We start from the raw sequence: 24,665 nt of genomic DNA, 5'->3' as shown, positions 1-24,665 counted from the left end.
ATGCTCCATGACGAACATTACCCATCTGACTCACTGGCTTGACCAGGCCGCCAAAGAAGCGGCCAATAAAACCGCCGTCATCGATACCGATCGCGAAATCAGCTGGTTTATGTTGCGCCTGCAAGCCCGACAACTGGCGGATTATTTGCGGGAAAAAGGGGTGGATAAAGGTGACCGGGTGATCGTCTACATGCCAAATTCACTGACGTTCGTGCTCTATTTCTGGGCGTTGCAATATCTGGGTGCGATCTTCATTCCACTGAACCCGGAAACCAAGGCCGGTAAACTCAGCTGGCTGGTGGATAACGCCGGATGTCGCCTGTTGATAGCCGACCCAGCCCTTAACGATGAAATCACCATCGCTCAGGTCAGTGAGCACTGGCAGCAGTTTAACCGCCACACGCGGGTCTGTTTTAGCCACGAGGTGGCTGCGGCACTGGCGAACGAACCGTACCGCATCTCCGTTGAGTGCGAGCGGCTCGCTACCGGCATTGACCTTGATCTGGCGTGCATTATCTACACGTCCGGTTCTACCGGTCACCCCAAGGGGGTGATGCTCAGCCGCCGCAATATGATTACCGCCGCCAGCTCAGTAGCCGGTTACCTGCAACTGCGCGACGATGACCGTATCATGTCGTTCATTCCGATGAGCTTCGACTACGGGTTATATCAGGTCATTATGTCTGCGCTGGCGCAGTGTACGTTAATCGTGGAGCCGGATTTCCGCCGACCCCTGTTAGCACTACAACGTATGGTCACCCTGCGCGCGACGGTGTTGCCTATCGTGCCGACCATGCTGCGACTGATCGCACCGTTGGCTTCGCGCTACAACTTCGCCTCGATTCGTACCGTCACCAACACCGCCGCTGCGCTGCATGCCGGTGATATCGACCAATTACGCCACATCTTTCCACACGCGCGCATCTACTCAATGTACGGGCTGACCGAGTGCCACCGTTGCACCTATCTGCCACCAGAGTACCTTGCCACCCATCCGCAAAGCGTCGGCATCGCGATTCCGAATACCGAACTGTGGGTGGTGGACGACAAGGGTCAGCGCCATACCCGCAATGCCACCGGCGAGCTGGTGATCCGCGGCGCGACCGTGATGTGCGGCTATTGGCGCAATGACGAGAAGAGTGCCGAGAAACTGCGCCCCGGTCTGCTGCCGGGCGAAAACGTCCTCTACACCGGCGATATCTGTCGGCTGGATGATCAGGGCCTGCTCTATTTCATCGGCCGTCGGGACGAAATGCTGAAAAGCTGCGGCGAGAAAGTCGCGCCCAAAGAAGTGGAAACCGTGCTTAACCGTCATCCGCAGGTGGTGCAAGTAGCCGTTGTCGGTATACCGCATGCGATTTACGGCGATGAAATCATCGCCTGTGTCGTTACCCGTGGCGATCTGAACGAAAAGGCATTGTCGCGCTGGAGCAAAACCCAGATGGAATCGTATATGGTGCCGCACCGTTTCCTGCTGATGCCGCAATTACCGCTGAATCAGAATGGTAAGGTCAACCGTACGTTGCTGCGGGAACAACTGATGGCAGGGATAACGGTAGCCGCCTGCCCACAACCCGGTTTGATGGAGTAACCGCGATGTCACATGATACTGATTGCCCCGCTAACACCGACTACAACCCGGATTTTTATTACCAGAAGATCGTCACGGCGATCGGTATGGTGCTGGAAACCGATGACCTGTCGGAATTGCATCCGCACACCGATCTGGAGCGGGATTTAGGGTTTGAGAGCGGTATTTTCATCGAACTGATGATGTATCTGGAAGAGATGATCGAAGGATTATCGATAGACCCGGTAACACTGGATAGCCAGCAGCTCAGCACCATCGATTCGCTCAGCCGCTTCATTCACTCACAACGGGAGCATGGCGTCTCTTGTGTATGATCGCATCGTGGCAATACCTGACTTCCCTGCTGGCGCGCTTCGATGGTGTGCACACCCCGGCCTGCCATCACATTGACGGTGAGCTGACCTACCACCAGTTGTACCACGGCGCGCTGGCGCTGGCGGAACACCTGCGCGCACATCATGTCGCCAGCGGTCGCCCGCAACCGGCACCGGTTATCTTGTACGGGCACAAGCACCCGGCCTGCCTGATCGCCTGGTGGGCCTGCCTATTAACCGGCCACCCGGTGGTCCCGGTCGAAACCGATAACACCGACGAGCGCCTGCGTTTTATCGCCAACAACATTCAAGCCGGTTTGCTGCTCAACGCCACCAGTCAGGCCGCGCCGCAGAGTGGTATCCCAACGCTGCCGGTGTCACTGCCAGAGGGAGATAGCGTCGCCGCCCGTCAGCCCGCCGCCCGACTGGCTGATTTTTGCCATCAGATGGGGCAGGCGTTCGGCCAACACGCCGTCAGTGGCATCGCCTACATTATGTTTTCTTCCGGTACCACCGGTGCCCCCAAAGGTATCCAGGTGAGTTACGCCAATCTGGCGCACTTCGTTCGCTGGGCAGTCGAGGCCTTTCCCCTATCCGGCGCAATCAGCGGCAATATTCGTTACTGCTTTGACGTCGCCCAGTACGAGCTGTGGCTGGCGTGGCATTATCGCCAGCCAATTTCAGTGCTGGATTACCGCGATTTCATCAATACCCGCAAAATGATCGCCCGCCATGCCGATGCGGGTATCCAGACTTGGGTGAGCACACCGTCGCTCACCCGCAACTATCTGCGGGATCGGGCATTCTGTCAGGACAACCTGCCGCACCTGAAAACCTTTATCTTTTGCGGCGAAGTGCTGACAAAAGAGCTCGTCGCCACATTGTGGCGAGTATTCCCTGACTGCCGCATCGTCAATACCTACGGCCCGACAGAGTGTACAGTCGCCATTACCGCCTGCGACATCACCCCCGATATGCTCAATGACGATGCGCCGCTGCCGCTGGGCTATGTCCGCCCAGGCGTCATCGTGCACATTGAGGCGCAGGCGGACAGCGATCGCGGGGAAATCGTTATCAGCGGCCCGGCGGTGAGCGAAGGCTACCTGAACGCATCGCCAATTCAGGCATCACGCTTTGTGGTTCATCCCGACGGCACGCGTCACTACCGCACTGGTGATCTGGGCTCACTACGCCATAACCTGCTCTATTTTCACGGTCGGGAAGACAGCGAGTTAAAAATACAGGGCTACCGCATCGCCCTTGACGACATCGAAAATGCACTGCGGGAACACCCTCAGGTACAGGACGCGATTGTCACTCCGTGGCTATTACACAACACCCCTCAGGGGCTACAGGCGTTTATCCTGTCCAGTCAGCCGGATATTTTGCCAGCGCTGGCGGACTATTTACGCCGCTACTTTCCGCTCTATATGGTGCCCAAATTTTGGTATCCGGTAGACCACGCCGCGCTCAACCACAACAGCAAGCTAGACCGCCAGCGTATCGCACAACAGGCGCTTGATAAGGGTAAACGCTATGTTTTCGTCAGTTCTTAATCCGATTCAAACCCGGATACGGGAGAACCCACAGCATCTCGCCATCGTTAACGATGAAGGCAGCTATACCTTTGCGCAGCTAGGCATGCGGGTGGGAGCCATACGTCAGGCGCTACAGCAGCACCGACCGCGTTGCGTGATGATTTACGGCCACAAGCAACTGGATGCCGCCGCCGCCATGCTGGCCTGCGCGTTTGAGGCCATCACGTTCACCTTTGTCGATATCGCCAATCCAGCAGCCCGTATCGCGCATATTGTCGCAGTAACGCAAGCGGACATGCTATTGCTGGCCTGCCCGCCACGTACCGCGTTACCGCCGCTATCCATCCCGCTCTGTACTACCGCCTCGCTGCCGGATACCCCGTCGCTTACCCAGCCGGTCAGGCCTGCACCTGAACAGATATTTTATATTTTGACCACCTCAGGCAGCACTGGCGAGCCGAAGGGGGTGAAAATCAGTTATGGGAATTACGATGCGTTGGCAAGTTGGGCCATACCGACACTGCATGGACAACAACCTGGCGTACATGTGAATCATGCCTGCTTGTCGTTCGATCTGGGCATCATGGATATTTTCCTGACACTGGCAGCAGGTAAAGCATTGGTCATGCTGGACCACGTCAATAATATCCGCCCACGTAAGAACCTCTCACTGCTAACACAACCTGCATTACGGATAGACAGTTGGTTTTCCACACCGGGTTTTCTTGAAGTGATGTGCTCAGACCCGAGCTTCAATCAGCTCACATTGCCCCATCTGACATGTATCGCTATTGGCGGGGAAGCGCTATTGCCGCCACTGGTACAGACCCTGCATCAGCGTTTTCCACAAGCGACCTTGTTGCATTGCTATGGCCCAACCGAAGCCGCCTGTATGACACATGCAGCACGCGTGACGCCAGACGACCTCCCCACCAACCCTCCCTTATCACTCGGCCATGCTAATGATCATAACAACGTCATCATTGTAGATGAACACGGCGAACCGCTACCTGTCGGTATGGCCGGTGAAATTGTACTTCTCGGCCCACAAATCAGCCCTGGCTACCTGCCGGAATCTGATCAACGCAATCGCCTTTTTAGCTGGCGACAAGGCCAACGTAGTTACCATACTGGCGATATCGGCTATCTGAACGCACAGGGAAATCTATTTGTAAAAGGCCGCAATGATGGTCAGATCAAATGGATGGGTAACCGAATAGAAATCGGTGAAATCGAAGCGGCGGCAAACCAACTGGACGATGTACAACAAGCTGTCGTTGTTGTCCGAAAACAGGATAACCATGTGACAGAATTAGTGTTATTCATACACCTCTCTCCTGATACCCGCGAACGGCGCGATAGCTTTCGGCGCTCTCTGGCGCAACGGCTACCTGCGTATATGATGCCACGCGTCATCCGTTTCACCGGTCCGTTTCCCCTGACGTTACATGGCAAGACCGATCGACAGGCGTTGATGCAGCAATGCCAAACCGATGTGCTACCAGAGCACGGCAATAGCACGACGCTCTATAGCTCACCAAAATAGCGGTACGACCTGCAAGCAGACATAAAAAAAACCGCTGTTGCCGGTAGTCTGTTACAAACGGCATTGACGGGAGAAAAGTCATGAAATTCAGCCATCTTGGATATATCGTCAAAGATAGTGACGCGACTATCGCTGCGATGACGGCTTTTTTCCCCCAGATCATGGTGTATCGCAAGAAAGTCAGCGCCCAGCAGATTTACGTCACCTTCATGAACACCACCCGTCAGGATATGCAGATAGAACTGGTGGAGCCGCTGCCGGAAAACCGGCTGTTAAGTGGCATGCTGGACAAAGAACGCAAAGATTGCCTGCCGTACCACATTTGCTTTGAAGTCGATGACTTCAACCAGAAATACCAGCAGTTGCGTGCAGATGGCTGGCTGGCGCTGACGCGCCCGTTCCATGCCTACCCACAAGGACCGCTGGCCAGTCATCTGTACAAACCGGAGGCAGGCATCATGGAGATCATGTCCGGCAGTACCAGCCTGATCGCGCAAGGAGAAACCGCGTGAATGATTACGCTCGCTTCCTTTTGCCCTTAAAGCGCCTGATTGAAGACACCGTGTCTGAAGGGCGCCACCTTGGCGGGCAAATCGACGTTGCCCCAGAGAAAGCGCGCCTGACGGCGCAATACTCACTGGCCCCCATGCTTAATACGCTGGGTGTCCCCGCTGATTACCAGCCAACGAGCTGGCTGGAGGAACAGGGTGACGCCCTGCGGATGTTACCATTACCCCTGCGCTGCGAGGCCTATGAATCGTTCGGTTATATCGATCCGAACCTGCTATTCGCCGCCCCTGGCCCCGGTATGGCGGCGCTGGTCGTCGAAAACATGGGCAACCAGGAACAGCGTGATGCATTCTTCTCCCAGTTTAATCGCGAGCTGACCTGGAGCTGTTTTGCCATGACCGAACCGGAAGCCGGCAGCGACGCACAACAAATCCAGACCAGCGCCGTCAAGGTGGATGGCGGCTGGCTGATCAACGGCGAGAAGTATCTGATTGGTAACGGTGTCATCGCCGATACCGGCGTATTGTTCGCCCGTACCGCATCCGGTCCGCTTGGCATTAATGTCTTCACGTTTTCACCACGTCATCAGGATGGCGTGTTCGCCGAACGTATCCCCATCAACGGAATACCCGGCTGCAACGTATCGCACCTGAGGCTTCGTGATGTGTTCGTACCGGACAGTGCACTGCTGGGACAACACCTGAAACCGACCGAGCGTTTTGCCCGTTCCGCGATGGTAACGTTCGATTCATTACGCCCTTGTGTCGGTGCTATTGCGCTGGGTGTAGCCCGTTCCGTACTCGATCTCACCTTGCAACAGCGTTGGTCTACGCCACGTGCCGCCTGGTTACTGAAAGCCCGACGTCAGTTGCAGGCCGCTATGGCGCAGGTACGCATGGTCTGTGAGCGTTTTGAACAAGGCGAAAACTGTGGGCGCGACGCCGGGCTTGCCAAAATTACCGCCACCCGGGTGGCCGAGCACGTGGTGATGGCCGCGATTCATCATGCGCCACCTGCCGCGTTGGGCGAGTATCCTCGTCTGGCGAAAGCCTGGCGTGACGTGAAGGCCTTTGAGTACACCGAAGGTACCACGTTCATCCACTTGATTAATCATGGTTATCGGGGGGCATAGTGTGGAATCTCCCGTTATCTCCCCCATCAACCACGCGATAGCACAGGAAGCCGGAAGTCTGACGGTGGAGACGCGCGCCACACCGCTTAGCGCTGAACAGCATGCCTTGTTGTTACCCTGGTTTGCCCTGAATGACGCCAACCCTGATATGCCCTGGTTTCTGCATCAGCCGGTTCATAGTGAGGAATCCGGCCTGCACGCCGCCGAGGTGATCGCGCTCTGCCGCCATTTTTGTGCCCGCCATGCCAACAGTGTCCTGCTCTATGAGTATCATGGCGTGCCGCCCCAGTTTCGCACCCCGCAGTTGCAAAGCCTGCTTTATGCCGCACCGGGCTTTCATCGCAGTCTGGGGATCAAAGCGCAAGGGCAGACACTGGCAGAGCGTGGCCTCGCCTGCACGTTGCTGGATCACGATAGCGCCGTACTCTACCTGAGCGATCCGTTGCGTCGTGTCAGCCCGTGTGCCGACGCGCAACCGGTCACCTATCGTTACTGCCGGTTTTACCCGCGCTAACGCTACCCACCGCGACCATGCTTATGTCCCTTGCCACGACGTCGGACCCACTGCTCACACTTTTCCGCCTTGCCCACTGTCAGGAGCGTACTTGTGCTGGGACACATTGAAGCGATAGAAATCGCATTTCCCCCCAACATTCAGTCGCTGGAGGATGTCGCGCAGGAAGTCGGCCTGAGTCGACTCGATATCCGCATGTTTGACCGCTTTTACGGACTACGCCGTTTTCATGGTGGCCCCGGCACGCTGGACGATCTACTGACGCCGGTTGTCGACCAGATACAACACCACCAGCCGCAGGCTTTCGCCGCCATCAGCCATGTAGTGCACTGTCATACCGTTCCCTGTGTACGGGTGTTCGACACCGCCAGCCTGACCCCTTCATGGCTGAAGCGCTTCCCACGCCAGACCGAGTTTGCCAGCCTGACCATGGGCCACTGCGCCACCCCACTAACGGCGGCAGAATGGTTACTCAAACAGCTCTCGCCCGGTGCGTTTGGTCTGATGCTGATCGGCGAGAAAGCGTTTCACCCCAGGGTCAAACTGATCAAAGACACGACGCTGATGGGTGAAGCCGCCTGTGCAGTATTACTGACCCGTAACGGTAACGGACCGGCCATCCTCAGCCGCTACACTGGGCAGGATGGCCGCTTCAGTATCCAGCAAGGCGCTGATGAACATGAAACATCAGATTTTGGGCAACATTATGTGGATTTTACCCGCCAGCATCTGCAGGCAGCGCTCGACAAGGCGGGGATCACCATAGACCGTGTCGACTGGATAGCGCCACATAACGTCAACCTTGCGTCATGGCATCGTCTGGCGCAATTGATGCATTTTCCACGGGAAAAAATCTTTCTGGAAAATGTCCCGCGATATGGTCACTGCTTTGGCGCGGATCCGTTTATTAATTTGCACCAGTTGCAGCAGCAACAACGTCTGCACAAAGGCGATACCGTATTGCTGGTCAGCGTCGGGTTGGGCGCCACCTACTCCTCGCTGCTGATTGAAATTTGACCTAATTGCAATACCGGACAATACAACGCCGTTATTCCCGATAAGGTACATAGTTATCGTGCGAATGGTATGTTTTGCGACTCGACTAACAGGACAGCTCATGAAAGCGCTTACGTTCAATAATGTATTAAAAGAATTGGATGCACTGGGCGAAAAATTACGGCACGCCGCCAGTCAGGTAGAATCCGATCGTCAGCAGGCTCTGTCCTGTCTCGAGGATGAACTGCTTTATACCATCGCCTATATCGGCATCCCACCCGAATTTATTCCCTTTCGACAGTGGGACTATCAGGCCTGCCACTACAGCGATCACATCGATATGCTGGAATACCTGAGCCGCTTTGATGCCAGCGGTTTGATGATGTTGCCCGGGGCGTCGCTGTCAGCGCGAGCGGTGACGACACTGGGTACGCCGGAGCAACAGGCGTTCTTCTTTTCCCGCTTTAATAAACCGCCCTGCTGGGCGTTTTTTGCTGTTACCGAGCCGGATGTCGGTTCCGATACACAATCGATCGCCTCGCTACTGACGCCGACAGAAAACGGTTACATACTGACTGCCCGCAAGAAATTTATCGGTGGCGGGCAGTTGGCATCCGTCGGGCTGGTTTTCGCCCGTGAAGATAACCGTCAACTGCTGGTCATGGTCGAGCCGGAACAGGCCGCATCCCATATGACTATCACGCCGCTGCAACAGTTCGGATTACAGGGCTCTAACCTGACGGAACTCGAGATTAACGGACTCGCTGTCACACCGGACCGCATTCTGGGCCATGACCGCAAAGGGCTGAATCAAGGGTTGGCCGCACTAGGGCAGGTGTTTGAACGCCACCGCCCGATGGTTAGCGCAATGGCGCTCGGCACCGCCTACGGGTTGCTGCAGGTGTTGGATAACGCCCCCTTAACGGCCGACCAACAGCGCTGGCGCGCTCAGCAATGGCGAACTTACCACCTACTGCGTCGGCAATTGTCGGACATCGCCGTGCGCTACCAGTCAGGTCAATCACACTATCACACCACCAGCCAGCTCAAACGGCACTGCACGCTGTTCGTGGAAACGGTGGCACACCGTATGCCGCACCTGTTGAGCGAACAAGCCTGGCTGGAAGACACATCGTTACGCCGCCGTTGTCGTGACGCACTGGCATTTGAATACATGGAAGGTACCGCCAATATTCACCTGATGAACAGCTTCCGCTGCTATACCGCCAGGGGAGGCGTCTGTGCCCACGTATCTTGACCCACGGTCAATACTGCACCGCAGCTTTACGGTGCCCATCAGTATGCCGCGACAGGCGATAAGTCCGGCACAGGAGTACTATTGGCACAGCTATGCCTCTCGGTTTTTCGCCAGTAACGGTCTTGACTGGCATGAACGGCTGACCAATGTGCAACACCGTAGCCAAACCAGCGATATGACTGCGTTCATCAGTATGATCAACCAGTTGCTGCCGGTTTACCGGGCTAGAAACGACCTGGCGCATATTGATAGTGTGCTGATGGCACACTGGACGCCAGACCTGCACCTTGGCAGTTCGGTGATTAACTATGTTATTGAATCGCTAGGATTACCGGCTTGTCTGGCGCTGACTATCAGCGATCGCGGACCGGATGCGGCGCTGTTTGCACTCTCCAGCATTGCCAACTGCCAGCGTGAAGATAACCACGACTCGCTGTTGCTGATCGCCGACCAAAGCAGCCTGCCCTATCATTCTGATTTGCTCGACTCGATCGCCCCGGAAAATAACGCCTGCCTGTTTTCCGTCTGTTGTCATGAGCGAGCGCTGCATTATCGGGGCTTCTGTCGTCACCCCCAGCCCAGTGCGCAAACATTACCGCAAACCGTCACGGCCTTATGCCAGCGTTTTGATCTACAGCGAAACCGCTTATGCGTGGTGGCAGAGCCGCTATTGCTGGCGACCTTACCGCCATCCATGAACGGCATCGCCACCAATCCGCATTTGGTCTGTGCGGCACCGTTTGTCGCGTTGGCGGAAAATTACCAGCCAGGCTGCGATTATCTGCTATTGGTTCACTATCAGGACATGCTCAGCGCTGTCGCTCTGCAAGGATTGGAATAGTGCGGCTGACCCATTTTGTTACCTGGATACCAGAGCGTCGGCTCAGTGCCAGCGACATCATCCAGGCAGCGGGTGCCAGCGCATCGGAAGCCCGGGTCTTCTCGCAGCTGTTCGGCTTTCGACACGTTGCAGCCCTCGATAACGGCGTACCGCTGGCGTCGGTATTCCATCGGCTGCTCAGTGAATTACAACACCAGTCGGCACACCCCGAACGCCCGGCTGATGTACTGATTTACGCGCATGGCATGCCGGTTCAGTCGCCAGAACAATCCCACTGGCTGGCGCAGCTTGGCCGAGAACATCCCTTTATTCATGCACATGCGCCTTGCTACGAACTGGACCAGCAAAACTGCGCGACGCTATTCTGGGCACTGGACCTGGCACAACGGCTGTTATCGCAACAACGGGCAGAACGGGTGGTGATTATTGCTGGCGATACCTTTGCCGCCTACCCGATACAAGAGCGTTATGTACCGGGTTGCTCGCTTGCTGGAGATGCTTTCGCCGCATTATTGCTGGAATCAGAACCTGGCGGGCTACAACTGGATCCCGTCTTCATGACGCAACGGACAGAATTTCATGAGGGATTGTACGGCAGTGACGAGGCATTGAAGGCTTTTTATCTCGCTCACGACGACATGGTCAATACCGCGCTATGGGGTGCCCTTTCCCATCTGCCAGATGTAGAACGGCATCAATTATCTATACTCCCCCACAACGTCAATCGGTTAAGCTGGCTCAACTATTCCCGCCGTCACCACCACCCGCTGGAAAATATCGCACTGGGCCTGATGCCGGATATCGGCCATTGCTACACCACCGACCCGCTGCTGTTATTGCACGCCGCTTTGCCCGCCATCCGCGCCGACAAGCCACATGTCATGCTGTCCGTCGGTCTGGGAGCCTGGATCGGCAGTTGTCGGATCAGCTATACCGGCACGCCGGGTTGATGCCTTTCGGTTTGACACCCTATGCACTATTCAGTCAGCACGGTGTTATTAGCCGGGCTTTAGCGGGACGGCTTAGAACAACATTTAATCGTATTTATTAGGGAAACTCTCAATCTCAGACAACAATGGATAATTCTGCTATGCATAATAGCACTCAGGGAAAGCTTTCGTTGGCTTGCCAACGATAAGAGACAAGGACGTAACTGCCCCGCACCGCCCGGTACCAGGGATGCATCATCGGACGGATTGGCCAGACAAGGATTGGCTGGCCGCGGGTTCCCTCCTGATAAGGATATCAGGCTGGCAGATAAGGATAGCGACGGGAAAGGAGAGAGGAATGAAAGCGCTGCTTTGTTCCGCGCTGGTGCTGCTACCATTGACGGTGGCCTGTTCGCCAACGAATCAGCAAAACGTGGATGTGCCCTCCTTTACGACATTGGATGTCAGCCGTGGTCTGAATGTCACACTGGTTTGCGGTAATGGATACCGCGTGGAGACCAGCGCCAGACAGGATGTTCTGGAGAAGCTGGTCATCCGCCCCCAGGGTCAGAGTCTAGTCATAGAAAACCACGCCAGCGATGACAGCATTCTGCGTGATCATGACGCGACCGTCAGGATAACGGTCAGCGCGCCGATCACGGTTGTTAAAGCGCAGGCTGGTGTCACGATGTCCATTCCCGCCTGTGCAGTATCACCGGATGCCTTCGCGGTCAACGGCAGTATGGGAACAGCGGTCAATGTCGCAGGGACAACGCGTCGGCTCGATTTGTCGCTGGCGATGGGAGCCTCGTTTAACGCCCATGAAAAGACCTTTTCGGCACAAGAAGCCGTCGTGAATATCGCGATGGGTGTTGATGCACGGTTATGTCAGGTAAGGAAGTTAAGCGGCACTATCACGACAGGAGCCAGAGTACGGGTCGCGCCAGACACGCTGGTTCAGACCAGCAATGGTATCGCCGGTCTGGTCGAGCATGATGGTTGCTAGCTACTGAGGTAGCCGACCGCATCTCGTTACGCCTGCACGTATGCGGTGCTCATCTCACCCTGTAGCCCTATCATCTGGTGCGCGCTTCATCCTGTTGTGTTTCATCTTGTAATAACAGCAAGCGCCATGCACCCGCGTCAGTCGATGCATCGGGTAACAGACAACAGCTCAGTGCGACGGCAGGTTCCCCTTCGACCCATTCCTCACTCAATCGGCACGCGACCACACTTCCGGAATCGACCACCTGGAGTGCGCCCTGATGGTCAGTCAGGCAGCTAAATGATTCCAGCGACTTGTGTAACCCCATCCCCAGCGCTTTGATATAGGCTTCTTTACGACTCCATAAGCGGGTAAACGCCGACAAAAATTGCACGTCATCAAGCGATTCCAACCAGCGGATTTCATCAAGGTGAAAAAAGCGTTTCGCGACTGCCCGTTTACGGTCCGCCTGCCCCTGACAACGTTCGACATCCACACCGACCTGGCTATAACGCGCAAAAGCAAACGCGAAAGCGCTACGGGTATGGGATAGATTGAACTGAATAGCCGGGTGTTGTGGTAAGAACGGTTTGCCATAGGGGTTGCGCGCAAAACACAGTGCAGAAGCCTCCTGTCGGCATAGCGGGGCCAGTAAAAGGCGCAGCATGCCTTCTGCCAGTTGACGCGATGTTAACGGCGCATCAGCAGCGAGACCACAAGCCTGACGCGCTTGTATCACGATCATCGGGTCCGGTTCTCGCGCTCGCGATACCACCACACAATGGGGGTACGGCCATGTTCTTGCCGTCAGGTCATCCCAACGGCAGGAAGATATTGACGACACAGCCTTCTGCATCCTTACGGTTCTCCAACGTCAGGTGTCCGTCATGCCCTTCAACAATCTGCCGACACAAAATCAGACCAATGCCGCTGCCATGCGTCTTGGTGGTATAAAACGGTACGAACAGGTTTTCGATATTCGCGACCCCTTTACCCTGATCGATAATCTCGATGTGCAACTGTCGGGCGACGGCTTTCCAGCGCAGTACAATTTCTCCCTGCCCCGGCGGCATCGCCTCATCGGCATTTTTTAGCAGGTTGATGAACATCTGCTGCATTTGGTTGGCATCAACCATTACCTGCTTCGGTGCTTCACCGGCAAAAACCAGCTTACGCTGCGGGAATAGCATCGTCATTTGCATCATTAACCCGGCGATATCACACGGCTGCTTATTCGCAGGCGGCAGGCGATTTAACTGACGATAGCTGCCAACAAACGTGATCAATTCACGGGCACGATTGTTGATGATCTCCATCCCATTGACCAGATCCGGCGCTGATGGGTGCGAGTTATCCTTACGGAATACCTGTAACAACGTCTGGCTGATAGAGGCGATCGGCGTCAGCGAGTTATTAATCTCATGGCTAATCACCCGCAGCAGGTTCTGCCAGGTTTTCTGTTCTTCGTTACGCAGCAGTTTGCTCACGTCACTGATAAATAACAGGTGGTTTTGTCGGCCATCTTCAATAAAGGAATCGTGGCGAATCTGGAACATGCCGCGAGTCCCGGGAAAACGCCAGTCAACAGGCTCAGCATCGGATGGTTGCTGCAACAACCCTTCCAGGCCAAATTCTGCCGCGGGTTGCCCAACCAGTAATGATAACGGTTTGTTGATCAACGCCGCCGCCGCATCGTTACACCAGATGATGCGACGCTCAGCATCCAGCGCAAAGACGCTGATGTTGATATTGGAGATCACCTTATGCAGCACATAGTAGGTTTCTTTTTGCTGCTGACGGCTGCGCGCCATTGCCCCAGAGAGCTGGTTAATCTGGCGGATCAGATTATCAAACCCCCCATTGCCCTTGGTCACACCGCGCAGGCTGAAATTCTCCTGCTCCAGCGCTTCCAGCAGGTTAGACACAACATGAATTTTGCCATTCAGACGTTCGGAAAACGTAAAGCTACTGTAGATCAGGCAAAGAAAAATAATAAATACCGTCAGTACCTTAAGATATACCGACTGATCGGGGAACAGCCATAGCAGAAAATACCCCAGCAAACCCGCAATCGCTGCGACATTGAATGACAACAGGTGAGGAGGCTCAAAAGAGGAGTCGAGTTTACTCATGGTTAATTTTGTACTTTTCCAGTCGTCGGTAGAACGCACTGCGACTCAGCCCCAGCGAGCGGGCTGCCTTGATGGCATTGCCGTCAAATTTCGCCATACGCTGGCATAGCAGACGTTCTTCAATATCGGCCAGCGTCGCATCGGAAGAGAACTCCGGCTCCGCTGTCACCATTTTTTGCGGCGCAGTGGGGAGTGACGGAAAAATATCGTCACTGTTTAGCCGTGGCGATCCGCACAGCAGTACTGCCCGTTCCAGCAAGTGACTCAGTTCACGGATATTTCCCGGCCAGTGGTATCCATATAATGCCGCCTGTCCGGACGAACTGAGTCCCGGCGCCGGCTTATTGTATTTTCTGGCATATCGGTCAATGAAGTTCAACGCCAGCGGCATGATGTCTTGCTGCCGTTCCGCCAGTGACGGCACACGTAGCTCAATGGTATTGAGACGGTAATACAGATCCTGTCGGAACGTGCCCTCAACCACTCTGGCACCGAGGTCGGCGTTAGTCGCGGCAATGATCCGGCAATTGGTCTTCAGTGTGCGAGATGACCCGACCCGTTCAAAGCTCCGCTCCTCAAGAATACGCAACAGCTTACTTTGCTGGGTCAGCGGCAGGTTACCTACCTCATCCAGAAACAGTGTCCCTTTATCCGCCAGTTCGAAACGCCCGACACGGCTTTCCCGCGCATCGGTAAACGCGCCTTTCACATGGCCGAACATCTCGCTTTCGAACAGGTTCTCGTTGATACACCCCATGTTCACCGACACCATGTTCTCGTCACGGCGTGAAGACAGTTGATGAATCACCCGGGCCAGCAGACTTTTGCCTGTACCATTTTCACCCAGAATCAGGATGTTGGTCTCGGTTGCGGCCACCTGCTCCACCACCCGCATTAACTGCTTCATTGGCGCGGATTCCACGACCCACTCGCCATTGAAATTGTCTTCCAGCTCCAGCTTGAGCAGTTTGTTTTCTTCTTTCAGCCGCTTACCAGAACGCTGGCTGAGGCTAAAAGAGATTTGCTGGCGAATAACATTCAACAGCCGCTCGTTGTCCCAGGGTTTCTGGATGAAATCAACCGCACCCGCCCGCATGGCGCTGACGGCAATATCGACACTTCCCCAGCCCGTCATCGCGACAACCGGCAGATACTCGTCATACCGTTTGATCTCGTCGAGCAATACCAGCCCTTCCTGCCCGGAAGTGGTATCTCGCTGATAGTTCATATCCATCAGGATCAAATCGAAATCGTGCTGGGATAGCTGAACGGGCACTTGCTCAACGGCAGAACACAGTGTGACCTGATACCCTTCCATGGACAGTAACATCTGCAAGCTGGCCAGAATATGTGCGTCGTCATCAACAATGAGGATATGTTGCTTATCCGCCATACGGGTCCTTATCACTCTGGTTCATACTGAAATTTACACTGACTGTCACCACCGCAGGCAACCCCTGCGGCGATGCCCTTACAGCATAATCGATCTGTGGTAACTATTAACGGCTCTGTTGCGGGAAACTGGAGTGCCAGCCGGTATCCTGCCATGAGCGCACATGTCGGTGCTACAGGCAGCATACCGCCTGCTCCGTTTATTCATAGCGTATCGCATCACCCGGTTTCATCATGATGACACGTCGGGATGGGATCCAGGTGGCCAGTGCGACGATAATTACGATAAACAAGGCCACACCGCCAAACAGCAGCATGAAGTTACCGCCACCATCGCCATACACTCGGTTAATTTTAGGCGCGGCAAATATCGCCAATGGTAGTCCAAGGGCAAGACCGGCAAATAACTGCCGAAGTCCGGAAAACATAAGCATGCGAAGTAATCGAGTTGGGGTCGCCCCTAACGCCTGGCGGATACCGATTTCTTGGGTACGCTGGTTTATAGCATGCTGCGTCACACCATAAATACCACTGGCTGCAAGCACCATAGCCGCGGCACCAAACAACAGGAACAAATTGGTGACAAACTGCACACCTATCGTATTACGTGTTAGTTGTTCACTCAGCGTCTGCGGCGGGGCACTGTCTATTACCGGGCCTAAAGAATTAAGTACCGTCATTAACGGCTTTGAAAACCGTTGAGGTTGCGGAGCTTTAAGCATGATGGTCAGCGACGGATTGACCTGCTGAATCTGCATCAGGGAACGATAAACCGTCGGACGCGTTTTGAATTCGCTAAACGGTCGCCCATGAATAATATGTGAAACCACCCCCACGACGGTAAACCAGCGGTAATCATTACCATCCCGAAAACGTAGCCGCTTCCCAACCACTGTTTTTTCATGCGGCCAATATTTCTGGATAAACGAATCACTGACAACAGCAACCGGAGGGGAAATATCAGTATCACGACGAGTAAACTCACGCCCACTAAGCAATGTTACACCCATGGTGGCAAGGCTACCGGGCATGACGCGCACATCATTCACCAGTGAATAGGACAAGGTTTCCTGCCCCTCTTGTTCCATACTTTCTGTGACTACCTGATGAGGGAAAGTGAATTGGCCTGGCGTGCTGGATGTAATAGCGGTGGCTTGTACACCCGGGATAGCATTAATCTGCTCGATCAAACTGGAATACAGTTTCCGACGGCTATCATCATCTGGATAACTTTCCTGATCGACATCGATTTTAGAGACCAAAAAATGATCGAGCGGCACACCATAATCAGCTTTAGTCGCACGCATCACCAGAAATAACAGTAATACGCTGATACAGAGTATCGAACAGGACAGGGCTACCTCAATGACCACCAACGACCGACTAAAACGCCCGATCTTCCGTCCTTGATCACTGTTAGCACCATCACGCAACGCATAGGCAAATTTACCATTGGCAATTTTCCATGCGGGTAACGCGCTGGTAATCAACGCCGTCGCCAAGATCAGAACAACAGCATCCAGAATGACATCACCATCCAGTGACAAATGCCACCACACTGGCACCTTATTCGGTACGAATTTAGGGAAAATATAATTGGTAATATCCAGGCCCCACGAAGCCAACAGCACACCAATGACGCCCGCGATGGAACTGATAATCAAGCTCTCCCACAGCATCTGCATCACCAGCCGGGACGTTGGCGAACCTAACGCCATCCGAATAGCGATTTCTCGGGTACGTTGGTTTGAGCGCGCCAGTAACAGGTTGCCAACGTTGAAACAGGCGAGCAACAAGATAAAACCTACAGCCGACAACATAACAAAGAAAGTTTGAGCGGTCTCTTCCCCGGTAAAACTCTCCTGAAAAGACAACACATTAGCGGAAATACTCTTTCCAGCTTTAGGGTACTGGTGAGCAACCTGCTGCATTAGTCCCTGCAGTTCGTGGCGGGCAACCGCCGTCTTGACACCTGTTGGTAGTCGTCCATAGACAAATACCTCCGGTGCCTGTTCCCGGTCAGGAAAAAGCTTGGGCTCAAGGCGCGAAGGAAGCCACAGATCATGATAGAAAGGAAAAGCAAATCCCTTGGGCATCACACCGACTACACGGGTATTGATACCGTTTACTTTGACGGTCTGATTAAGAATATCGCTAAGGCTATTAAAGTAACTTTGCCACAGTTGGTAGCTGATCACCGCCACCGGCTCGGCGCCAGATTGCATGTCATCCTGGGTGAAAGCTCGCCCAATAAAAGGGGTGACACCGGTATAACTAAACATATCCGGTGTGTTATACACCGCAATATATCGAACTGCCTTTTCCTCATCTTTGAGATCAACATAATCCGCATAGAAGTAGCTTATATCTGTCAGTTTCGTCGCTTTTTGCCGAATAAGTTCATAATCCAGAAAATTTAGTCCCGAATCATTCAGGCTTTCACCGTCCATTGTCGGCGTCACCATCACCATACCTTCCCCTCTAGGGTACGGCAGCGTCTTGTACATGATGGTGTTGATGACGGAATACATATAGAGCGCCAGCCCCAACCCGCAAGCCATCACGGTAATGGTCAGCACGCTAAATCCCGGGCTTTTAAGCAGCAGGCGCAGGGCGTAACGGATATCGAACCAGAAATTCATCGTACTATACCGCCTGACGCAATTGTCCATTCTCACCATCTGCCACGACCTGGCCGTCAGACAGGACAATGGTACGCTGAGCGCGCATGGCGGAACGGGGATCATGGGTGACAATGCAGATGGTCGCGCCATCCCGATGCAATTCATCCAGAATATTCATCACCGCCTCGGCGTTGGCGGAATCCAGGTTGCCGGTCGGCTCATCCGCCAGCAGCAGTGATGGTTTGCCAACAATCGCCCGCGCTACGGCAACCCGCTGTTGCTGACCACCGGAGAGTTGCGAGGGATAATGCCGCACCCGATGCGACATGTTGACTTTCTCCAGCGCCTGAATCACCCGCGCTTTCTGTTCCGCACGCGACAGGTCATTACGGTAAGTGAGCGGCAACGCGACGTTTTCCGCGATGGTCAAATCACTGATCAGATTAAACGACTGAAAAATAAAGCCGATTTCCCGATTACGCAGCCGGGCCATTTCCCGGCGGCTGATGCGTTCAACATCAGTCCCATTCAACCGGTATTGCCCCTCTGTGGGCGTATCCAACAGCCCCATGATGGACAGCAGTGTCGATTTCCCGCAGCCGGACGGCCCCGCTATGGAGACGTACTCTCCCGAGTGAATAGAAAGGTTTATCTTGCTAAGGGCATGCGTTTCAATTTCATCGGTAAGAAAAATTTTATGCACATTATCAAGTTGAACCAGCACCGTCATGGGAAATCCTCAGTGTATAAATAGAGTCAGCCTTCCTGAGACCGAGGGTATCTTACAGGCTGTAGACCACTCACTTTTATCTCTGGTTTTAAAAATGCGTCCAAAATACACAGGTTATCCGCAAAACGGGCTCCGCTTTTTCTTAATTTAGCAGCACAAATCATACCAACTATTCCCCTGACACCCTTCCCAAACACCATTTCTATCCTGCTTTATCCCGGCGGGCAGGCGAATCAACGGATAGCTGTCCACCGCTACCGGAACCGAGCTCTCGCCCATACCACGCCCCTACCCTGTTCACGCCGCAGGTAAGCCGCATCCACAGACCAATTACGAGACGAAAAATCCCATGTTCGGCACGCTCTCGTCCCATTAATGGGATCACTTATAGGTAGGCGTAAGCATTTCCCTTTAAAAACAAGCAATAACAACATGGCACACAAATTGCGTTAGACAGATCGTACGTCTGACCAAGGGACAATAATCAACCACTGAATTCGCCGCTGTAAGGATTTTTGGATTTAGCTGGACCAGACACGGGGAATCTATTTTTTTGGGATGACACCATGAGCTTACAGAACACCTTTGCCCATACCGTAGATAACGATATTTTTAACAATAACCTGATTCAGGACATGTATCGTCGTCACCCTAACCTGCGCAAAACACTCGCGGCGAACAATAAAGCGACCAGCCTGGCGGGAATTATTGACTATATCATCGACAATATCGGCAACAATATTACGCTGGAAGATCTTGAAGCGGTCAGCGGTAAATCAAAATTCGATATCTGTCGTCTCTTCAACCAGGTGTATAACATTACGCCGATGCGCTGGATTTGGCGTGTCAGGCTGACATTGGCCAAAGAGATTATTCATATTTCGCCCAATTGGTCGCTCACCGATATTTGTTACGCGTGCGGATTTTCCTCGCTGCCACACTTCTCGCGTTGCTTTACCAAGACGTACAATATAGCGCCGCTGAAGTACCGTAAAACCGTGTCACTGGAGCGGGAAAACGATTCACCGCGCACCCTGCAAAACATGAGCTTCGACATCATTTTCGGCAAACAGCGTCATCTGTTTTCTCGCCATGTGCTGCTGGACAACATTCATAATCTCTGTAATTAACGCCCTACCTTACGCCCGCCATGATATGACGCATGGCGGGCCTGCGTTTGCGCACCAGCAAAACACTGTTGCCCTGGCTTCGATACCATCAATGCCGCGCGTTACCGCATTATGACGCGACACGATCAATAAGTGGCTTTACCTGCACGTCGGTTCCGGCATTCGCCTCCGCTAAAAACGCCAGAATACGCCGGTGTACCAGTGGGCTGCGTAAAATCCCCAAATGCCCCAGCCCACGGGTATAGAAGAGCTCGCTGTGGGCAAGCGCCTGATGGATAGCATCAGCCACATCAGGGCAAACCCGGGCATCCTGCCAGTCATGACAAATCAACGTCGGGCAATCCAGCGTGCGGTACAACGCTTCACCCACCCAGTCGGGATGAAAGCCAAAACGCTGCGCATAAATGGCTTTCATGGGGGCGGCCAGCGATGCCGATACCGACGCCCCCGCCAGAAACCTGTCGATCATGCCGCCAAAATTGTCCGGGCTGGCCAGCAGCACCAACCGCTGTGCCGCCAACCCCTGAGCCAGCGCCAGACTACACACCAGACCACCGCTGGAATGCCCAACCACCGCGTAAAACGGCCCATAACGCCGCTCCATCTGGATAAGCAGACTGGCCAGCTCATAATTGGATACCCGCTTTCCTTCAGATAACCCATGCGCCAGCAGGTCCGGCATGACCACCGCGTATCCCTGCGCTTTTAGCGCCTCGCACAATGGTCGGAACATGATGCCGCGCCCTTCCCAGCCGTGCACCAGCAACACGGTTTTTGTCGGCGTATCCGCAGGCGGTGGCACCCAGCGAAACACATACACCGTCTGATGCCGAAAGCAGATTTTTTCCTGCCGAAAACTGGCCAGATACTCATGATCGACCTGCTTGTAGGCGATATAACGTGTGGTCTCAAATAAACACAACAGATAGCGCGCCGCCAGGTGCAGAGAACAGCGCTCCAGCAGCCACAAATCAGCCAGACGCAATGCACGACACAGGCGAACATAATGAGTTTCCGGCTTGATGTGCACTTTAAGTAGCAGAGACGGTCGACGCTTGAGCTTCACCAGCACGCGGTAATAATTGTATTGCACCAACGTCGCCAGCCACATCAGCGGGTAGCACAGGTTATACAGCAGCATCCTGTTCTCCCAGCGCGCAAGCCAGCAACCGATACTCACGCAGGAACACCACCGCATATACCAGGCTAAACGCGACGATCAAACTGGCAATCGCCTGTATATCGCTAAAGTAACGGTGAGCACCCAACGCCACCGCCACCATCAGCAGTTCCAGCACCAGCGTGAACAGCAGCACCCGTCTTCCCCGATCCACCTGTTCCAGCAATGTCTGTAACGCTGCCACCAGCGAGGTGAGGAAAAATGTCGGCAAGAGCAACCACAACAGTATCTGGCTGGATTGCCGAATGACCTCGTCGTTGGAAAAACCGGCCAGAATGCCGTTGCGCGCCCAGCATACGCCGAGGGTCAGCGCCAGATAGGCCAACACAATCAGCCAGACACCATTATTCAGCAACGCCACCAGCCGTGATGCCGGGTGGGTGCGGCGGCGTTGATTGAGCAAAATCGCAATCGCGGATCCGGTCGCCACCGCAGGAATGATGAAAAAAGCCCGCAGCTTTATCACAATCAGGAAGGCAGGTAGGAAACCCGCCCCCAGTGCCGCCACCAGCGGAAAAATCACCATTGAACTAAAAAACACCACCAGCATGGAAAAACCGACCGGCAGCCCGGCGTTAGCCAGCAACGCCAGCAAACGGGGTACAAACGCCCGTGGCCGCTCATCCAGTACCGGTGTAGCCGCCTGACGCAACGACCACAACGCAGCGGGCAGCAGCACCAGTGCCGGAAGGCTATTGGCCAGTAATACCGCCTCAAAGCCAAGCTGGTAGACATGGAATCCCAGGTAGCACCCCGCCGCGCTCAGCAGCACATAGCTGCACATCAGCGCCATGGCCGACACGGTGCGCCCCTGACCACGCAACGCGGCGTTACACATCTCCAGTGCCAGAAATGGCGTCATGGATAGCAGATACGCCGGTGCGGCGGTTCGCATCAACGCCAGATCCGGGCTGTTCATCCAGTCAGACAAGGGCAATGCCAACACGCGGCATACCAGTGCCGCCAGTGCCGTCACCACTACGCCAAGCGCCCCTAACAACAACGTACTATGCCAGATGCGCTGTCGCGGCCAGTCATGGCGTGAGCGGGCACTGAACACCTGATTAGTGATCGCCAGACATTCCAGAATAGCGATAAACAGAAAGTTGAACGGCTGTAAAAAAGAGAGCGTCAACAACGTTTGGCTTTCCGCGCCATTGCCCAAAATCGCAATCTGCATATTCTGAGATAACGACACCACTACTGCGGTCACCATCATCGGCCATGCCAACGCCACTATCTGCCGAATATCCCCGCTCGCAGCCGGGGCAGCTCTGGACATCACACGCGAGATCAGGCTCATGGTTCCCCACCCTCGTTTCGTATCAGGCCGCCGCCAGGCTACTCGCCTTGCCATAAATGCTGTAAAGCATCATGGAGAAATAGGACAGACTATGGGTATTGCCCAACAGGAAACCGTGTCCGCCCATCATCTTTTCCGCTTCATTATTAAGTTGGGTAATCTGGTAGTGGTCATCCTCCAGCCCAACGACGTCGCCTTCCCGCAAGCGTTGATACTGTTGTTCCAGCAATAGTGATGCCTTTCCCGCCACATCGGCGAAACTGGCTTTAATCAATTGATGGCGGGTCGTTTTGGCACCGAAGCTGTAACGGCCGGATAAATGCTGCCAACTCATGGTTTGTATGCGAGCCAGCACGCCCAGGCGGGCGACGCAGACCAGTATCGGGAAACTGACTGGCAGCACGATGGTCTCTGTGCCACGTACCGCATCCAGACCAAGGTGAGTCAGCACCCGATCAAACAGGCGCTGAGACTGGCTCTCGTCAGGCAGGCTGCTGATGTCCTGAATCTGATATCGGATCGGATGGACGTATTGCGCCCCTTCTGACGGTGGCTGCAACAACACCGTCAGCGCATCGGATAACGGTTGCTCGCGAAAAGCCTCCCAGACCTGTTTTATGCGTTCAGCTGACATGCCGCACCTCCGACAACACATTGGCATTCAGCCAGCCTATCAGGCTTCCTACCGTGGTGAAGGCATCCATATTGATTTGGTCAGGATCGAATAACAGTCCATCGATACTATCTTCAAGCGTCAGCAAAAATTGCACAAACATCACTGAGTCCAGATCGAGATCGTTATCAAAGTCCGTTTTTTCATTAATCTCGATGTCGTCATTCTCCATGACTTCACGTAATGCCTGTTGAATAGTGATTAATAACGCAGACATGCCTGTCTCCTGTTTACATATCAATTTGCTGTATCAGCGCGCAGGAAAGGGTGACGCCCATTCCCATTGAAAAACAAAAATAATTTTTCGCGCGGCCGGTTGTAGTTTTCATGAGTGAAGAAAAATTAAATAACACATCCGAACAATACAAATGCCCATAATCAGAAACCTGTTGGCTGAATAAGCGATCGCCCATATTCAGGCGCTGCGCCATCTGACGTAATAACGGAACATTCAGGTTGCAGGGAACAAAATAGTCCATATCATCCATGTCGAGACCGCTATCCCTCACGGCATCAACAATGAAACGGCATAACTCGTCCAGCAGACAGCCATTAAGCGCCGCTTTTTCCTGCCGGGTCATATTATCTGGGTTGTTATAAAAACGGCTCAGGTGCCTGACGGCCGTAAACGTCACTTGCCATGGGCTGCTCGCGGCATTAAAGAGCGCCGCTACCGGTAATTCCCCTTGAACACCGACCGTAAAACGGTTTATTTCGGGGTGAAACGCTTTTTCTCCCGTCAACAACAACACCGGTCGGTTGTCGCGGACTGCGCTACGGCGCACCAGGTGTAAAGCCGATAACGCGCTGGCGCAGTGATTCAGACTCAGCGTCGCGACATCCCAGTGCTCCAGTCGCTGGCTCAGCAGAATGTCATCCAGCCAGTGGCTATCAAAGAAGGTGTTATGCGTCTGCGTCTTGGCATAAATAAGCAACCCCTCGCGCGAGGGCAAGGTCGGCCACGCATCAACCACGCCAGCCACCACAGATTCCAGCATCACCTGATGACTGTCCGGGCGCATCGGTACCGACCTTAACTGGTATAGTTTTTCCATCATGCGGCGCTGTCCTTCCCGCAGCTGGTGTGAGTCTCCCAGCTCCGCCAGAGAAAAACGTCGAATGCGCTCTGGCGCTTCATGATGAATGGCATTAAGGCAAAACATGTCGGTTTCTGATGAAATTCGCACGGCTATCGTCCCCTTATCGTACCGAGGCTCAAGTACAGACCCGTCATAGACAGATGCACAGAGTGAAGCTGTGTCCCAGCAGCACCGCTCATGACTTGCTTGCAATCGCAGTCAGCATGCAACACTTTGCCAACAAACAAATTTTGTTTTTGTCCGCAGT

24 protein-coding genes are annotated in these 24,665 nt (G+C 54.2%); 13 read left to right on the top strand and 11 right to left on the bottom strand.

The genetic code is table 11. The annotated features are described in order from the left end of the window. Positions 1 to 7 precede the first annotated feature (7 nt). From DZE2538_RS00625 to DZE2538_RS00570, 12 genes are all read left to right on the top strand, one after another. Positions 8 to 1,591, top strand: a complete 1,584-nt coding sequence (locus tag DZE2538_RS00625) for a class I adenylate-forming enzyme family protein (protein WP_038915330.1) — start codon at positions 8 to 10, stop codon at positions 1,589 to 1,591. A gap of 5 nt (positions 1,592 to 1,596) precedes the next feature. Beyond that, a complete protein-coding gene (locus tag DZE2538_RS00620; protein ID WP_019844142.1) occupies positions 1,597 to 1,905 on the top strand; it encodes an acyl carrier protein in 309 nt (102 codons plus the stop codon). Continuing rightward, positions 1,902 to 3,461, top strand: coding sequence for an AMP-binding protein (locus tag DZE2538_RS00615; RefSeq protein WP_038915328.1), 1,560 nt, complete (start codon positions 1,902 to 1,904; stop codon positions 3,459 to 3,461). Before DZE2538_RS00620 ends, DZE2538_RS00615 begins: the two co-directional genes overlap by 4 nt. Further along, on the top strand, positions 3,442 to 4,989 hold the full coding sequence (locus DZE2538_RS00610) for an AMP-binding protein (protein ID WP_038915327.1): 1,548 nt from the start codon (positions 3,442 to 3,444) through the stop codon (positions 4,987 to 4,989). Before DZE2538_RS00615 ends, DZE2538_RS00610 begins: the two co-directional genes overlap by 20 nt. 80 nt (positions 4,990 to 5,069) lie before the next feature. After that, positions 5,070 to 5,501 (top strand): VOC family protein, encoded by a 432-nt coding sequence (locus DZE2538_RS00605; protein WP_038915326.1) that lies wholly within the window; start codon positions 5,070 to 5,072, stop codon positions 5,499 to 5,501. Beyond that, entirely contained in the window at positions 5,498 to 6,631 is a 1,134-nt protein-coding gene (locus tag DZE2538_RS00600) for an acyl-CoA dehydrogenase family protein (protein WP_038912822.1), read from the top strand. The genes DZE2538_RS00605 and DZE2538_RS00600 overlap by 4 nt, the downstream gene beginning before the upstream one ends. A 64-nt stretch (positions 6,632 to 6,695) precedes the next feature. Beyond that, positions 6,696 to 7,145: a hypothetical protein gene (locus DZE2538_RS00595; RefSeq protein WP_038917077.1), complete on the top strand. Its 450-nt coding sequence runs from the start codon at positions 6,696 to 6,698 to the stop codon at positions 7,143 to 7,145. Between the two features lie 93 nt (positions 7,146 to 7,238). Then, entirely contained in the window at positions 7,239 to 8,162 is a 924-nt protein-coding gene (locus tag DZE2538_RS00590; RefSeq protein WP_050568645.1) for a 3-oxoacyl-[acyl-carrier-protein] synthase III C-terminal domain-containing protein, read from the top strand. 100 nt (positions 8,163 to 8,262) lie between these two features. Next, positions 8,263 to 9,399, top strand: coding sequence for an acyl-CoA dehydrogenase family protein (locus DZE2538_RS00585; protein WP_038915325.1), 1,137 nt, complete (start codon positions 8,263 to 8,265; stop codon positions 9,397 to 9,399). Beyond that, positions 9,383 to 10,240 carry a hypothetical protein gene (locus DZE2538_RS00580; protein WP_038912819.1) on the top strand — a complete coding sequence of 286 codons (858 nt, stop codon included), beginning with the start codon at positions 9,383 to 9,385 and terminating at the stop codon, positions 10,238 to 10,240. The genes DZE2538_RS00585 and DZE2538_RS00580 overlap by 17 nt, the downstream gene beginning before the upstream one ends. Next, positions 10,240 to 11,190 carry a beta-ketoacyl-[acyl-carrier-protein] synthase family protein gene (locus DZE2538_RS00575; RefSeq protein WP_038915324.1) on the top strand — a complete coding sequence of 317 codons (951 nt, stop codon included), beginning with the start codon at positions 10,240 to 10,242 and terminating at the stop codon, positions 11,188 to 11,190. Before DZE2538_RS00580 ends, DZE2538_RS00575 begins: the two co-directional genes overlap by 1 nt. Before the next feature lie 337 nt (positions 11,191 to 11,527). Beyond that, positions 11,528 to 12,175: a GIN domain-containing protein gene (locus tag DZE2538_RS00570; protein WP_038915323.1), complete on the top strand. Its 648-nt coding sequence runs from the start codon at positions 11,528 to 11,530 to the stop codon at positions 12,173 to 12,175. 70 nt (positions 12,176 to 12,245) lie between these two features. Here DZE2538_RS00570 and DZE2538_RS00565 read toward each other — a convergent pair whose 3' ends face one another. The 6 genes from DZE2538_RS00565 to DZE2538_RS21335 all read right to left on the bottom strand — a co-directional run bounded on the left by DZE2538_RS00565 (position 12,246) and on the right by DZE2538_RS21335 (position 19,311). Then, the gene (locus tag DZE2538_RS00565; RefSeq protein WP_236616984.1) at positions 12,246 to 12,998 is read right to left on the bottom strand and encodes a 4'-phosphopantetheinyl transferase family protein; all 753 of its coding nucleotides are present in this window, start codon (positions 12,996 to 12,998) and stop codon (positions 12,246 to 12,248) included. Then, positions 12,967 to 14,286, bottom strand: a complete 1,320-nt coding sequence (gene vfmI, locus DZE2538_RS00560; RefSeq protein ID WP_038915321.1) for a two-component system sensor histidine kinase VfmI — start codon at positions 14,284 to 14,286, stop codon at positions 12,967 to 12,969. The genes DZE2538_RS00565 and vfmI overlap by 32 nt, the downstream gene beginning before the upstream one ends. Further along, entirely contained in the window at positions 14,279 to 15,679 is a 1,401-nt protein-coding gene (vfmH, locus tag DZE2538_RS00555) for a two-component system response regulator VfmH (RefSeq protein ID WP_023638604.1), read from the bottom strand. The genes vfmI and vfmH overlap by 8 nt, the downstream gene beginning before the upstream one ends. Positions 15,680 to 15,878: 199 nt before the next feature. After that, a complete protein-coding gene (locus tag DZE2538_RS00550) occupies positions 15,879 to 18,320 on the bottom strand; it encodes an ADOP family duplicated permease (protein WP_038915319.1) in 2,442 nt (813 codons plus the stop codon). 4 nt (positions 18,321 to 18,324) lie between these two features. Continuing rightward, on the bottom strand, positions 18,325 to 19,032 hold the full coding sequence (locus DZE2538_RS00545; protein ID WP_019844156.1) for an ABC transporter ATP-binding protein: 708 nt from the start codon (positions 19,030 to 19,032) through the stop codon (positions 18,325 to 18,327). 147 nt (positions 19,033 to 19,179) lie between these two features. Further along, positions 19,180 to 19,311 (bottom strand): hypothetical protein, encoded by a 132-nt coding sequence (locus DZE2538_RS21335; RefSeq protein ID WP_268906927.1) that lies wholly within the window; start codon positions 19,309 to 19,311, stop codon positions 19,180 to 19,182. Positions 19,312 to 19,598: 287 nt separating this feature from the next. Between DZE2538_RS21335 and vfmE the strand changes: the two genes are divergently transcribed. Next, complete coding sequence (vfmE, locus tag DZE2538_RS00540; RefSeq protein ID WP_012882841.1) at positions 19,599 to 20,162, top strand: AraC family transcriptional regulator VfmE; 564 nt, start codon at positions 19,599 to 19,601, stop codon at positions 20,160 to 20,162. Between the two features lie 109 nt (positions 20,163 to 20,271). Here vfmE and DZE2538_RS00535 read toward each other — a convergent pair whose 3' ends face one another. The 5 genes from DZE2538_RS00535 to DZE2538_RS00515 are packed head-to-tail and all read right to left on the bottom strand — an operon-like array spanning position 20,272 to position 24,481. Further along, positions 20,272 to 21,303, bottom strand: a complete 1,032-nt coding sequence (locus tag DZE2538_RS00535) for an alpha/beta hydrolase (RefSeq protein WP_038915318.1) — start codon at positions 21,301 to 21,303, stop codon at positions 20,272 to 20,274. Continuing rightward, positions 21,290 to 22,645 (bottom strand): MATE family efflux transporter, encoded by a 1,356-nt coding sequence (locus tag DZE2538_RS00530; protein ID WP_038915316.1) that lies wholly within the window; start codon positions 22,643 to 22,645, stop codon positions 21,290 to 21,292. The genes DZE2538_RS00535 and DZE2538_RS00530 overlap by 14 nt, the downstream gene beginning before the upstream one ends. A 22-nt stretch (positions 22,646 to 22,667) precedes the next feature. Continuing rightward, positions 22,668 to 23,279 (bottom strand): hypothetical protein, encoded by a 612-nt coding sequence (locus tag DZE2538_RS00525; RefSeq protein ID WP_019844160.1) that lies wholly within the window; start codon positions 23,277 to 23,279, stop codon positions 22,668 to 22,670. Then, positions 23,269 to 23,535 (bottom strand): acyl carrier protein, encoded by a 267-nt coding sequence (locus DZE2538_RS00520; RefSeq protein WP_023638599.1) that lies wholly within the window; start codon positions 23,533 to 23,535, stop codon positions 23,269 to 23,271. Before DZE2538_RS00520 ends, DZE2538_RS00525 begins: the two co-directional genes overlap by 11 nt. A 13-nt stretch (positions 23,536 to 23,548) precedes the next feature. Further along, complete coding sequence (locus DZE2538_RS00515) at positions 23,549 to 24,481, bottom strand: 3-oxoacyl-[acyl-carrier-protein] synthase III C-terminal domain-containing protein (protein WP_038915315.1); 933 nt, start codon at positions 24,479 to 24,481, stop codon at positions 23,549 to 23,551. Positions 24,482 to 24,665 lie beyond the last annotated feature (184 nt).

The organism is Dickeya zeae NCPPB 2538, assembly GCF_000406165.1.
Classification (GTDB): domain Bacteria; phylum Pseudomonadota; class Gammaproteobacteria; order Enterobacterales; family Enterobacteriaceae; genus Dickeya; species Dickeya zeae.
This window is presented reverse-complemented; position numbering and strand designations above follow the sequence as displayed.